Source organism: uncultured Aquimarina sp. (assembly GCF_947492115.1).
GTDB lineage: Bacteria > Bacteroidota > Bacteroidia > Flavobacteriales > Flavobacteriaceae > Aquimarina.
The window spans coordinates 28939-42803 of the sequence record NZ_CANLMM010000003.1 but is presented as its reverse complement, the minus strand read 5'-3'; the positions used below and the strand labels follow the sequence as shown (position 1 = coordinate 42803).

The 13865-nt window shown below is 33.1% G+C and carries 12 protein-coding genes and 1 tRNA gene; 8 read left to right on the top strand and 5 right to left on the bottom strand.

From position 1 onward, the window contains the following. Positions 1 to 8 precede the first annotated feature (8 nt). Positions 9 to 815 carry an HAD family hydrolase gene (locus tag Q1A73_RS09745; RefSeq protein WP_299604791.1) on the top strand — a complete coding sequence of 269 codons (807 nt, stop codon included), beginning with the start codon at positions 9 to 11 and terminating at the stop codon, positions 813 to 815. Positions 816 to 1114: 299 nt separating this feature from the next. On the opposite strand, the gene lepA is transcribed toward Q1A73_RS09745, so the two are convergent. After that, positions 1115 to 2911: a translation elongation factor 4 gene (gene lepA, locus Q1A73_RS09740; protein ID WP_299604788.1), complete on the bottom strand. Its 1797-nt coding sequence runs from the start codon at positions 2909 to 2911 to the stop codon at positions 1115 to 1117. A gap of 336 nt (positions 2912 to 3247) precedes the next feature. Between lepA and dusB the strand changes: the two genes are divergently transcribed. After that, positions 3248 to 4240 (top strand): tRNA dihydrouridine synthase DusB, encoded by a 993-nt coding sequence (dusB, locus tag Q1A73_RS09735; protein ID WP_299604786.1) that lies wholly within the window; start codon positions 3248 to 3250, stop codon positions 4238 to 4240. 12 nt (positions 4241 to 4252) lie between these two features. On the opposite strand, the gene Q1A73_RS09730 is transcribed toward dusB, so the two are convergent. Together Q1A73_RS09730 and rbfA are read right to left on the bottom strand one after the other, a co-directional pair. After that, complete coding sequence (locus tag Q1A73_RS09730) at positions 4253 to 5458, bottom strand: FtsX-like permease family protein (RefSeq protein ID WP_299604784.1); 1206 nt, start codon at positions 5456 to 5458, stop codon at positions 4253 to 4255. Between the two features lie 91 nt (positions 5459 to 5549). Beyond that, on the bottom strand, positions 5550 to 5942 hold the full coding sequence (rbfA, locus tag Q1A73_RS09725; protein WP_299604782.1) for a 30S ribosome-binding factor RbfA: 393 nt from the start codon (positions 5940 to 5942) through the stop codon (positions 5550 to 5552). A 125-nt stretch (positions 5943 to 6067) separates the two neighbouring features. Here rbfA and mce point away from each other — a divergent pair, with 125 nt between their 5' ends. Together mce and Q1A73_RS09715 are read left to right on the top strand one after the other, a co-directional pair. Next, positions 6068 to 6469, top strand: a complete 402-nt coding sequence (gene mce, locus Q1A73_RS09720; protein ID WP_299606334.1) for a methylmalonyl-CoA epimerase — start codon at positions 6068 to 6070, stop codon at positions 6467 to 6469. Positions 6470 to 6526: 57 nt separating this feature from the next. Beyond that, positions 6527 to 6600, top strand: a tRNA-Ile gene (locus tag Q1A73_RS09715). Between the two features lie 785 nt (positions 6601 to 7385). Here the strand turns inward: Q1A73_RS09715 and Q1A73_RS09710 are convergent. Then, positions 7386 to 10373, bottom strand: coding sequence for a carboxypeptidase-like regulatory domain-containing protein (locus Q1A73_RS09710; RefSeq protein ID WP_299604780.1), 2988 nt, complete (start codon positions 10371 to 10373; stop codon positions 7386 to 7388). A 378-nt stretch (positions 10374 to 10751) separates the two neighbouring features. On the opposite strand from Q1A73_RS09710, the gene Q1A73_RS09705 reads away from it, so the two are divergent. Then, positions 10752 to 10925, top strand: a complete 174-nt coding sequence (locus Q1A73_RS09705) for a hypothetical protein (protein ID WP_299604778.1) — start codon at positions 10752 to 10754, stop codon at positions 10923 to 10925. A 17-nt stretch (positions 10926 to 10942) separates the two neighbouring features. On the opposite strand, the gene Q1A73_RS09700 is transcribed toward Q1A73_RS09705, so the two are convergent. Then, positions 10943 to 11530 (bottom strand): riboflavin synthase, encoded by a 588-nt coding sequence (locus Q1A73_RS09700; protein WP_299604776.1) that lies wholly within the window; start codon positions 11528 to 11530, stop codon positions 10943 to 10945. Between the two features lie 85 nt (positions 11531 to 11615). Between Q1A73_RS09700 and pdxA the strand changes: the two genes are divergently transcribed. The 3 genes from pdxA to rpmF all read left to right on the top strand — a co-directional run bounded on the left by pdxA (position 11616) and on the right by rpmF (position 13623). Then, positions 11616 to 12677 carry a 4-hydroxythreonine-4-phosphate dehydrogenase PdxA gene (gene pdxA, locus Q1A73_RS09695; RefSeq protein ID WP_299604774.1) on the top strand — a complete coding sequence of 354 codons (1062 nt, stop codon included), beginning with the start codon at positions 11616 to 11618 and terminating at the stop codon, positions 12675 to 12677. A gap of 198 nt (positions 12678 to 12875) precedes the next feature. Then, positions 12876 to 13415 carry a DUF177 domain-containing protein gene (locus Q1A73_RS09690; RefSeq protein WP_299604772.1) on the top strand — a complete coding sequence of 180 codons (540 nt, stop codon included), beginning with the start codon at positions 12876 to 12878 and terminating at the stop codon, positions 13413 to 13415. Positions 13416 to 13425: 10 nt separating this feature from the next. Further along, positions 13426 to 13623 (top strand): 50S ribosomal protein L32, encoded by a 198-nt coding sequence (gene rpmF, locus Q1A73_RS09685; RefSeq protein ID WP_027394691.1) that lies wholly within the window; start codon positions 13426 to 13428, stop codon positions 13621 to 13623. Positions 13624 to 13865: the final 242 nt, after the last annotated feature.

The following is a 13865-nucleotide window of genomic DNA, read 5'->3' as shown; positions in this document are numbered from 1 at the left end:
AATCTTGTATGGACTTATCTAAAATAAAATTAGTAGCTACAGATATGGATGGTACGCTTCTTAACTCAAGAGGAGAAGTAAGCCAATCTTTCTTTTATCTATTTGATGAATTAAAAGAACTAGGTGTTACCTTCGTTGCTGCCAGCGGGAGACAATATTATAGTATTCTGCATAAACTAAACGCAATCAAAGATGACATGATTGTTATTGCAGAAAATGGTGCTTTGACAATGCATAGAGATCAGGAATTACAAACAACCGAAATTGATAGAGACACCTATTTAGAACTATTAGAAATCACCCAAAAACTAGAAGGATCACAGGTGATATTATGTGGTCGTAAAAAAGCTTATATCGAAGATTATGGAAAACCTTTTGAAAATATGCTCAATGAATTTTACGGTAAATATGAGATTGTAAAAGATCTGTCTGAAGTTATTGATGATCAATACTTAAAAATTGCCATTTGTAATGAAAAAGGTTCCGAACAATATTTATATCCTGCTTTAAAACATCTAGAAAACAGATTAAAAGTAAAAGTATCTGGTAAAGTATGGCTGGACTTATCCCATAACGACGCGAATAAGGGGCACGCATTAAAGAATGTTCAAAAAAGCTTAGACATCTCTACAGATGAAACTATGGTTTTTGGAGATTACAATAACGACTTAGAAATGATGTCTAGAGCCAAATATAGTTTCGCTATGCAAAATGCTCATCCAAATGTAAAGGAAGTGGCGAATTACATGACTAAAAGTAACGATGAGAACGGCGTAGAATATATGCTCTCTAAAATGATAGAAGCTAAAAAATAAACTACACTACAAAATAGATTTTGATAAGATTATCTGGTATAATCGATCTTAGGATATGCAAGCTAATACAATAGATATAATAAAGAAGTAGACGTATATCGGTTGTTTTGCTAAAAACTTCTGCATAATAATAGGGGTTATATTAATTAAGTTTTAATGAATATAGAAACATATTAGTAATCCATATTCGTCGACAAAGATATAAAAAGAAAACAAAAAAACGCATTTTGACTTAAAAAAATGCGTTTTGTCGATATTTTTTATTCTTAAAAAGAAGTCTTTTTCTTACTTCACCTGATTTAATCGTTCAGTTTTAAAACTGCCATAAAAGCTTCTTGCGGTATTTCCACGTTACCTACAGCTCTCATACGCTTCTTACCTTTTTTCTGCTTTTCTAATAATTTACGCTTACGAGAAATATCACCTCCATAACATTTTGCTGTTACATCTTTACGAAGGGCTTTTACGGTTTCTCTAGCAATAATTTTAGCACCTATAGCAGCCTGAATTGGTATATCAAATTGCTGTCTCGGTATTAATTCTTTTAACTTCTCGCACATCTTTTTACCAATATCATATGCATTATCCTGATGTAATAAAGCAGATAAAGCATCAACCGTATTCGCATTTAATAATACATCTACTTTTACTAGTTTAGAAGCTCGCATTCCAATAGGTGCATAATCAAAAGAAGCATATCCTTTAGACACTGTTTTTAATCGATCATAAAAATCAAATACAATCTCAGCAAGCGGCATGTCAAAAGTAAGCTCTACTCTCTCTGTGGTTAAATAGGTTTGATTCGTGATTTCACCTCGTTTTTCTATACATAAAGACATCACAGGTCCTACAAAATCAGCTTTGGTGATAATCGATGCTTTGATATAAGGTTCTTCCACCCTATTCATTTTTGAAGGATCAGGAAGATCCGAAGGATTATTTACAATAATAACCTCATCAGGTTCTTTATTGGTAAACGCGTGGTAAGATACGTTAGGTACTGTAGTAATTACAGTCATATTAAACTCTCTCTCCAAACGTTCCTGAATAATCTCCATATGTAACATTCCCAAGAATCCACATCTAAATCCAAAACCTAATGCAGCAGAACTTTCTGGTGTAAACACCAAAGAAGCATCATTTAACTGTAATTTTTCCATAGACGCACGAAGTTCTTCATAGTCCTCTGTGTCTACTGGATAAATACCCGCAAATACCATTGGTTTTACATCCTCAAAACCTTCAATCGCATTCTGAGTAGGAGTTTTAGCATCCGTAACAGTATCCCCTACCTTCACTTCACGAGCATCTTTAATACCTGTGATCAGATATCCAACATCTCCTGTTTTAATAATTTGTTTTGGAACTTGATTTAATTTCAAAGTTCCTATTTCGTCAGCAAAATAGTTTTTATTAGTAGCTACAAACTTAATCTGTTGCCCTTTCTTAATTTCACCATTAACTACTCTAAAGTATGTTTCTACTCCTCTAAAAGGATTATATACAGAATCGAAAATCAATGCTTGTAATGGTTCATTTGGATTTCCTTCTGGTGCTGGAACACGCTCGATAATGGCTTCTAGAATTTCTTCGATTCCAATTCCAGTTTTAGCACTGGCAGGTATCACCTCCTCAGGATCACAACCCAATAGATCTACAATATCATCAGTAACTTCTTCTGGATTTGCACTTGGTAAATCAATTTTATTTAAAACAGGAATAATTTCTAAATCATTATCCAGTGCAAGGTACAAATTGGATATCGTTTGTGCTTGTATACTTTGCGCAGCATCTACAATAAGCAAAGCACCTTCGCAGGCCGCGATAGACCTAGAAACTTCATAAGAAAAATCTACGTGTCCAGGAGTATCAATGAGGTTTAGAATATACTGTTCACCTTTGTAGGTATACTCCATCTGAATTGCATGACTCTTAATCGTAATTCCACGCTCACGTTCCAAATCCATATTGTCCAACAACTGATTCTGAGCTTCTCTAGCGGTAACAGAACCTGTATAATCCAACAATCGATCAGCAAGCGTACTCTTACCATGATCAATATGCGCAATAATGCAAAAATTTCTTATGTTCTTCATCATTCTTTTTTTTGGCGGGCTAAAACGGGCTATCCGTTATATCTTTTTTGTTTCCCATCACTTATTTCTCTTCAAAACAAAAAAGGATGTCACTTCTATCCCTGCCCGAATACATTCAATGCTTTATAAGTACAATATCCGTTCAATTTACAGAAAATTAAACTCCATAATGTGAATAAATCATTGAGTTTGCAAATATAATCGATTTTAGAAGGTTTATGTCATCAATACTTGATTTTTAAATGATTCTAACCTCAGATTCAATCTTACAATGAAGATTCGTTAGAATTCGTACTTTTGCAAAGAATTACGTTTAATATTTATCAAACAAAGGTTTTGGCAAAGATAGGAGACATTGATGTAGGAGAATTTCCTTTACTATTAGCACCGATGGAGGACGTGAGTGATCCACCATTTAGAGCGTTATGTAAAGAACAAGGAGCAGATGTTGTATATACCGAATTTATATCTAGTGAAGGATTAATTCGAGATGCAGCAAAGAGTGTAATGAAGTTGGATATATATGAAAAAGAACGTCCGGTTGGTATTCAAATTTTTGGAGCCAACTTAGATTCTATGCTTAAATCCGTTGAGATTGTAGAAGCATCAGGACCAGATATCATAGATATTAACTTTGGATGTCCTGTAAAAAAAGTGGTAAGCAAAGGAGCTGGCGCTGGTATCTTAAAAGATATCGATCTAATGGTTTCTCTAACCAAGGCCATGGTTGAGCATACCAAACTGCCTGTAACCGTAAAAACGAGATTAGGTTGGGATCATAACTCGATAAAAATTGTCGAAGTAGCCGAACGCTTGCAAGACGTAGGCTGTAAGGCCATTTCCATTCACGGACGTACAAGAGCGCAGATGTATAAAGGAAATGCAGATTGGAAACCTATCGCCGAAGTAAAGAACAATCCTAGAATGCATATTCCTGTTTTCGGAAATGGAGATGTAGATAGCCCTGAAAGAGCAGTAGAAATGCGTGATCAATATGGACTGGATGGCGCAATGATTGGTCGTGCCAGTATCGGATATCCATGGTTCTTCAAAGAAGTAAAACATTACTTCAAAACAGGAGAACATCTGCCACCTCCGACTATAGAAGAACGTGTAATTGCAGCACGCAGACACTTGCAAATGTCGATCGATTGGAAAGGTGAAAAACTTGGAGTTTTTGAAACAAGAAGACATTACACCAATTACTTTAAAGGCATTCCACATTTCAAAGAATATCGCACTAAAATGGTAACCAGCGATGATTCCAAAGATGTATTTGCTGCTTTTGATGAAGTACAGGAAAAATTTGCAGGATTCCAGTTTGCGTAAATGAAATTCTTATTAGAAACTCACTAAACGTTGGTTGATTCTACTAGAAGCTAATAACGATGCTACTATACCTATTACAGTAATGGTAAGAAAGACTATAATAAAGCTCATAACTGTAATTTTAGTAGGATACGGAAGAGAAGGAGTAATCATCAATAACCCAAACTGCTGTTGACAAATAATAATGATATAGCCTAAAAGCAGACCCAATAATGCTCCTAAAATTGTCATTAAAGAACCTTGAAACAGAAATACTTGTCGGATTTTAGGTAAAGTTGCTCCTAAATTATATAAGGTTTGTATATTCATCTTCTTATCGATGATCATCATAATAATCGCTCCTGCTACATTAAATAAAGCTATGATTGCTATTAAGGTGATTACTAAATAAGACGCTAAATTCTCCGTATTTAGCATTCTGTATAAAGTGTCGTTTAATTGAATCCGGTTTTTTACGACAACCTTATCTTCAAAAAGTGCAATCATTTGTTCCCGAACGGTATCTTCATCAGCTTCCGGAGATAATTTCAATTCTATATTAGTCACTCGATCTTTTGGCAAGTTTAGCAACTCTCTTGTTAGACCAATAGTAGCAAAAACATACTTCTTATCGAGGTCTTCATTTACCGTATAAATTCCAGTATTTACTACAGCTTTTTTTCTAAACGCTTTAGAAGGATCTTTCGGAATACCTTTTCCCGGTTTAGGAACATATATGTTTAGAAAGTTTGTATAAATCTGCTCCACTCCCATTCCTAGCTCTTTTCCTATTCCATAGCCTGAAACTACTTGAGCATCGTTTCCACTTAACCATTCGCCGTATGCCATAATACTATCTGTCGCAATGACTTCTTTATAATTAGCATCTACACCTTTTATAAAACCTGTTTTTTGTTTGTCTTTAAATTCTAAGAGAACACGCTCTTCTATAACTTCCGAAAAACTTAGAACACCTTCTAGATCAGATAATTTCTTTTTGTGATCTTCTGTAAATGTAAATGTCTTTCCATTAGAAGGAAACAACTTCAAATCTGGATCAAAATAAGAAGAAAATTGCAAGCTAAAATCCTTAAGCCCAGCAAAGCCGCACAATACCAGAAACAACGACATAGCTCCTATAACCACACCCGCTGCTGCAATCCCAGTAATAATATTAATTGCATTACTACTACCAGGAGAAAACAAATAACGTTTTGCTATGTAAAAAGGAAACTTCAAATTTTTAGTACAAAATCTTAATCAACTATTTTTTAATAAAGATAATAGAATATGTTGTTATGACCGATTTTATTTAAATTAACTTAAATAATTACTTTTTCTTGCGTTTTGGCAATAAATCAGGATTCTCTAAAGGATTGTCTTCTCCCTTAATTGCTTTCTCGATATTATCTATATACTCCAATGAATCATCAATAAAATAGGATAACTCGGGCATACGACGTAATTGATTTTTTGTACGCTGCGCCACCTGATGTTTAATTTGAGATTTTACCGCATTTACTTCTTGTAATACTTTTTCTCCTTCATTATGAGGGAATACACTCATATATACTTTAGCAATGGATAGATCTGTAGTAACACTTACCTTAGTAACAGAAACCAAAATCCCTTGTACTCCAGCTTCACGCAAAGCAAGCTGTATTACATCTGCCACATCACGTTGCAATACGCCTCCTATTTTTTTCTGTCTGTTTGTTTCCATGGTACAAAAATAGCTATTTATGTGATGTGTTGATTTTCTTTTAATAGAAAATCCTTTTCGCATAGCTATTTTGTACTTTTATCCTCATTATCTAATAATTAATAAAATTTACACTTGTGAATCATATCAACAAAATTGAACATATCGGTATTGCTGTAAAAGATATTGATAAAGCCAATACACTTTACGAACAATTACTAGGAGTTGCTCCATATAAAGAAGAAACAGTAGAAAGTGAAGCGGTGATTACTTCTTTCTTTAAAGTTGGCGAAAACAAGATCGAGCTTTTGGCAAGCACCAGTGAAGATGGCCCTATTGGAAAATTTATTACCAAAAAAGGCGAAGGCATTCATCATATTGCTTTTGATGTAGATGATATTGAAAAAGAATTAGAAAGACTCGAAAAAGAAGGATTTCAATTGATCAATAAAACCCCTAAAAAAGGTGCTGACAACAAGCTAGTTGCCTTTATACATCCTAAAACAACAAATGGTGTTTTGGTAGAGCTTTGTCAAGAGATTAATTAAATTACAAAAAATGTTTGGCGTGTTTATATCAATTACTTAAATTTGCCCTCCGTTTTAGGTCCCATAGCTCAGCTGGTTAGAGCACCTGACTCATAATCAGGGGGTCCTTGGTTCGAGCCCAAGTGGGACCACCCAAAAGCCTTAGTGAAAACTAGGGCTTTTTTAGTTTTTATATTTAGACTTACGTAATGAGTAATTATTTATTTAACGGAAATGAAACGCTCAACGTAAAAGCACCATTAAACTGTTCTAAAAAAAGGATAGAAGTAATAAGATAAACCCACATCAAAATTATTATTCCGTCCTAATGCCAATCCTATCAATACATTGATATAAGTTTCGGTTTGTTGTTGGGCAAATATAGTTTGTATAAATATAACCATTATTATTACTGAATAACCAGTGAGTTTTTGCATGGTTTTGCGATTTGTGTTTTATAATAAATGATTGGTATAGGGAAGTATTATAAATAGGGAAAATATTACCTTCTTAAAGTAAGTTTTACGATAGATTATTAGCCTTGCAAATATCATTTTCTTGACAACAAGTATTAGTAGAATTTAATATGTTCTTAAAACAACATTTTAAAGTGCTTTTTTAGTCAGTTTTGTTTATCTTTAATAGGTGTTTTACCAGGAGAATGACCTAATTAGTTAAACAAAATACAATTTAACCAATATGGCAAGTCGATATTATATTCCCGGGAATATAATCCGTGCCTTCTAAAAATTAGCACAAACTAGGGGGTTGTCATTTTTTTGACAACCCTTTTCTTGTAAATACCATCATAATAATACTTACAGGTCCTTAGTAATAAAAATAAACGTATTTACTAAACAATAAAAATCCAACTAAAAAAGCCCTAACGTATGCCAGGGCTTTTTAAAATTATTCTAAATGTTAATGTATACTTTGATTAAATTTCAAACTTATCCAAACTAACTTTCTCTTTTTGATCATATAATTTGATAAACTTCACTTCTTTGCGTTCATCTGGTAGCCCATAATTATGATATATTGTATACTTCATTACCACAGGATTTAAAGATGACGTGACTTCTCCTAAATATTTAATATTTACTATCCACTCTCCTTGAAATTTTTTATCTAGCACAAACTCTTTAGAGGTAATTCCTTGTTCCAGTTCCTTTAATAATTCTTCTGGTTGGTTTTCATAATAATGAGACCATTTAAAATATTTGTTTTCAGGATTTACAAACTGAAGTTCGAAAGCCGCATTAGGATCATTCCAATCAAAAACAATTCGAGCTGGAGAACTTTTAACTCTCAGATACGCTTCAGGAATATCGGTGTAAGATACTTGAGCTCTATGATTATTCATAAAACTCTGCAGCTGCGAAGTTAATTGCTTCCAAACACCATCAAACTTTACATTATCATTCTTATTCGCCAACATCTCTTTATATAGATCAAAAGCCTCTACATACTTTGCATTTTCTGTATAAATCCTTGCCAGATCTAAATATGATTGCGCAGAATTGGGCTTTAGTTCACGCAATTTTTCATATACTAACAGCGCTTTATCTATCTGTTTTGTTTCTTCTAACTTAAACGCTAATGCACGCATTGCTTTATAATTATGGCCACCTATCTCAGCTATATTAGACAACACTTCTTTAGAAAAGTCTTCATCCCACATAGTGAAGTATTCTGCCGCCTGAAGATAAAATGAAATATCCGTGAAATAAGTATCTCTTAATTCATAATAAGAATCTAGCGCTTCGTTGTACGTAGCACTATTCCATAAATCGTTCAGATATGCCGGCTTATTCTTATTCTCATCCAACAAAAGCACCGATTCATCGTAATCATTTCCTTTTACTAATAAAGAATTTGCTTCATTATCAGGACCAAAATCAGGAGAATTTAGTTTGGTTTCTACGATAAAAACACCTCCAGCTCCCAGAGCACCATACCTTACTGTACCGGATATACCACTAATCACAGAGATACTTTTAATAATAAAAGGTTGTAAAAACTCTGGAGGTCTTGTATACTGAACCCCATCTACCACAAATAATGGCGGAATTTCTAAATTAATAGATCTTCTACCACGTATTCGATATACCACTCGGTCTCCATCTCCAATCACCTGAACACCTGGAAATCTACCTCTAATAATATCAGATAAAAAAATCGCCGACTTCGGAAAATCTTCTTGTTCTAAAACATAATTAGCACTTCCTAATCTCCTTTTATTTACTTTTTGGTCTCCTCTATTTACAATTTCTTCTCCACCACTTGACTTCTTAGATTGTAAGTTTACTTCATCCAATCTATCATATTTAGAGACTAAATCTACTTTTACATCTTTCGCTTCAGAAAGTGTTATGTCTTTTTTAACCATACCAAAATGTTCAAAAACCAAAACATCTCCACTCTTAGCATCAATTAAAAACTTTCCATCAGCATCGGTTTCAGCTTCTATTAGAGAACCTCTTACTCTAACGGTACAACCCTGAACAGGACTTTGATCAGAAAACACCTCTCCAGAAACAAAATCTTCTGTGCTTTGTTTGTTATAGACAGAAACATCAATACTGTCTTTTAATAGGTACGTAAGAACCTGAGTCGTGCTCATTTTAGGAAGATGTAAATAATAACCTTCACTATATTGACTTGCTTCCTGAAGTGCTATATGATTCCCTTTATCTTTACTATTGATATAAAAAATGGGAACTTCATATTTAGTTTGATGTTCTCCATAAGTTGCCAATCCATCAGTAAAAACCAGATATTGATCTGTATCTAAATTTTCAGGAAATAATTCCGAAAAATTACTAGCCCCATTATACGTGATATTTCCAATAGCCCTAATTAAGTCTTTGCTCTTACCCTTTCTAATATCAAAAGTCTGTTTACCATGAAGACGATTTGTAAACGGAATTAAGTCTACTCTTACCTCTTCTAAATTAGCTAAATATTTTTCCAAGATTTTCTTTTCGGCTTCTAAATCTCTATTCCTCATAGATAACGAAGCATCCCAATACATCGTAATATGCTGTGGTTTCTGTCTTTCTTTTGTTTCTTTTTGTGATTCTAAATAAGAGGTTTCTACCTTAAACGCGATTCCTTTCTTATACAATTTTTTCCACGCATCTTGACTTACGTATCGTAAATACGCTTTACCATATTCACTGGCTGTTATTGCAAATTGAATATCATCACCATATACTTTTATAAGCTCTAATGACATTACGAAATCATCATCTACTCTGATGTTGTAAGCTGACAAATCGATGATTTCTTCTCCATTTTTCTTAGAAATTGTATGATAAATATTATTGCGAAGTAAATTGTTGTTTGGTTTCCCTCTTTTTTCATCATAAACATTTACCCGCACCAATAAACTATCAGCAGTATTCTCTAAGATATTGAATTTTAATTTATGGATTTTTGTACTTCTCTTTTTCCCAAGTTTGATAAACGAACCTATTTCTCCACCAAGTGCTTGTTTGTCCTTCCAGTAAGCCATTAAATTGGAGTTGTATGAGTAATACCCTAAAGAATCTTTGATACTTTTATCAGCGACCACTACTGCTTCCTCAAGAGCTTGTACATCTGGTTTTAAATAAATTTTATTGTCTTTAGTTAATAAATTATAAAATCTATTTGCCGAGAAACTCAATGTTTTGTATCCAATACTGGAAATCTGTATGGTTGCTGTTTTAGGAATTCTGGCTTCGTCATATAATAACTGAAACCAACCATCTTCTCTACTCACCGTTCCTATTCCACTATCTACAAATCCAATATTTACATACGGAATTGGTTGATTTGTTTGCTGATCAATTACATAAGCCTCTATCCTAATATTATATTGCGAAAATACCAGTATAGGAAGAAACCCAAAAACAATAAAAAATAATTTGCGCGTATTCATATTTCCAAGATTAATAAAGCAGTTTTTTAAGTAAAATCACATTGAAGATTCAATGTTAGCCTTTCGTTTTTCAATCTACAGTAACATTCAAATTCTTATAGATCGTATTTTATCCCACAACTTTAATACCAAGATAAAACAAAGAAGGCTTAGATTTAAAAAATTAACCAAACCCTAACTATTGTTGCATCATTTTGAGCATATTTATACTGAAAATCAACTCATTGAACGATTATTGTTAATAAAACCTGATAAAATAATTTTTTCAATTCGAATGTCTACTCTAAATTTACATCCAAAGATCACTGCGTTATGGTATGTTTTTTGGGGAAAGAACAATCATAATGATTTAGGGAATACAAATGAAAACTTGTGATTATGCAGTATAAAGTAATTGATACTAAAAGCCAGCATTTTGGAAAAGTATTAGATTTCGAATCTTGCGCAAATTCCAAAGATTTGGGAGGAGTAATTTTAAAAATAGATGAAAATTCTTTCTCTTTATTTCGTTTTAGTGAAGTAGAAAAAATTGATACTATTCTAGCAAGCTAGCGAAGATTTGTAGAAATCTATGATAGCTCTGTTATTCTTTTTACATATTTACCGATAACATCAAATTCTAAGTTTACGACAGTACCCACTTTAAAGGTATTGAAATTAGTATGTTCATATGTAAAAGGTATAATCGCTACGCTAAACGCATTTTTTTGAGAGTTTACAACCGTTAAACTCACACCATTTACGGTAACAGAACCTTTTTCTATGGTAATATTACTAAGAGCAGGATCGTATTCAAAAGTGAAATACCAACTCCCGTCCGCTTCCTTAATTTGTGTACACGTTGCAATCTGATCCACATGTCCTTGAACAATGTGACCATCCAACCGTGCTCCTAGTTTCATACCTCTTTCTAGGTTCACAATACTTCCAACTTTAAGATCATTTAAATTCGTTTTATCCAAAGTTTCTTTAATCGCTGTAACCGTATACTGATCGTTCTCTATAGACACAACTGTAAGACAAACCCCATTATGAGCAACACTTTGGTCAATTTTTAACTCAGATGTAAAATTCGCACGAATAGTAATATCTAAATTTTCCTGATCAGTTTTAAGATTAGCAACCGTTCCTAATTCTTCGATGATTCCTGTAAACATAAATGCGAATTATTTAATTAAATTTGTGTCCTAAAATTTGAAGTCCTTTTGACACTTCAAAAATACTTATAAAGTAGTTTATATAATGAAGAAAGAACAAAAAATAAGATTAGGAATTTCTATTGGCGATTTAAACGGTATTGGAAGCGAGGTTATTCTAAAAACTTTCGAGGATAATCGAATGTTAGACTTTTGCACTCCCGTAATTTTTGCTTCGGTTAAAATTCTTTCTTTTCTTAAAAAGCAATATAAAATCAATACAAACCTCCATGGTATTGACAAAACTTCTCAAATTTTAGATGGAAAAATCAATGTGCTTAATGTATGGAAAGAAGGAGTTGATATAAATTTCGGTAAAGAAGACGAAAAGGTTGGTGCTTACGCCATAAAATCATTGAAAGCATCAACGCAAGCTCTAAAAAATGACGAGATCGATGTACTTGTAACTGCACCCATTAACAAACATAGCATCCAATCCGAAGATTTTAATTTTCCCGGACATACCGATTATTTAGACCAAGAGCTTCAGGGAAATAGTCTTATGTTCATGATTACTGATACTTTAAAAGTTGGATTACTCACAGACCATGTAGCCGTTAAAGACATTGCTAATACAATTACTCCGGAACTTATTGAACAAAAAGTAGACACTATTCATAACGCTTTGCAACAAGATTTTGGAATTAGTAAACCTAAAATTGCAGTGTTAGGTATCAACCCACATAGCGGAGATAATGGTGTCATAGGAAAAGAGGATGACGAAGTACTAAAACCAACGATTAAAAAAATCAACGAATCTGGCAAACTTGTTTATGGACCTTATGCTGCTGATAGCTTTTTTGGATCTAATAGTTATAAATCATTTGATGCCATTGTAGCCTCTTATCATGATCAAGGACTAATTCCTTTTAAGACGTTATCTTTTGGAAAAGGTGTAAATTATACCGCTGGATTAAACAAAGTACGAACCTCGCCAGATCATGGAACTGCATTTGAAATAGCAGGAAAAAACAAGGCAGATAATGGATCCTTTAAAGAAGCAGTATTCGCTGCTTTAAAGATTTATAAACACAGAGAAGAATATAAAGAACTGACTAAAAACCCATTAAAAAAACAACCAAGAAAACCTCAGTTCAAAGGGAATTAAGAATTCATAGTTTGGTAAAGTATTGGAGATAACTAAATTGAAAAAAACGATACTTATTTGTTCAAATACTAAAACCTAACGAAGCAAATTCTAACTTTCTGATATAATTTTATTTACAAAAATGCAATCATAACGATTTTTTGTTATCTTTGCACCCGCCTTTTACCAAATTGGTAAAGACTTGAAACTGATGATGAAATGAAACCACTAAAAGAGTATACTATTCCTTTTGTTGGATTGAAGCTAGGATTACATAGTTTTGAGTATGAGATTGGCGATACGTTCTTCGAACATTTTGAGTATGATGAATTTAATACATCTGCTATAAAAGTAGATCTGGAGTTTAACAAGAAAACAACAATGTTAGAACTTCGGTTTACTGCTAAGGGTACAGTAAATGTAAATTGTGATGTTACTAATGAACCTTTTGATCTACCAATGGAAAACGAGTTTTTTCTGGTAGTTAAGTTTGGTGAAGAGTATAATAATGAGAACGAAGAAATTCTCATTATCCCGCATGGAGAATATGAAATCAATGTGCAGCAATATATATATGAGCTTATTGTACTTGGGGTACCTTCGAAAAGAGTGCACCCTGGTGTCGAAGATGGAACGTTAAAATCGGACATACTTGATAAACTGGAAGAATTAAGTCCAAAAGAAAAAACATTAGAGAATGATAACGAGGAGATTGATCCTCGTTGGGATAAATTAAAAAACTTATTAAACGATAAATAATAGCTAAGCAATGGCACATCCTAAGAGAAAAATCTCCAAAACTAGAAGAGATAAGAGAAGAACACATTATAAAGCTACTGTACCACAAATAGCTACAGATCCTACAACAGGAGAAGCACATTTATATCACAGAGCTCATTGGTTCGAAGGTAAATTATATTACCGTGGTCAGGTAATTATTGACAATACTGAAGAAGAAGTAGCATAAGCATACTGTTAAAATTATAGAAGAACTCTCACAAAAGTGAGAGTTTTTTTGTTTTTAGTTGAAAATCTGTCAAAATCCAGTTATTTTGCGCCATATTTGCAAGTAATTTAGTATTTTCAACCACTTTTTTGCACGTGTTGTGTGAGAAGTAAGAAAATGATCTAATCAATTTATTGATGCTAATTTTTTTAAAGCAAGCATGCCTAAAGGAGATTAGCAAATTCTATCTGAAGTTTTATCAT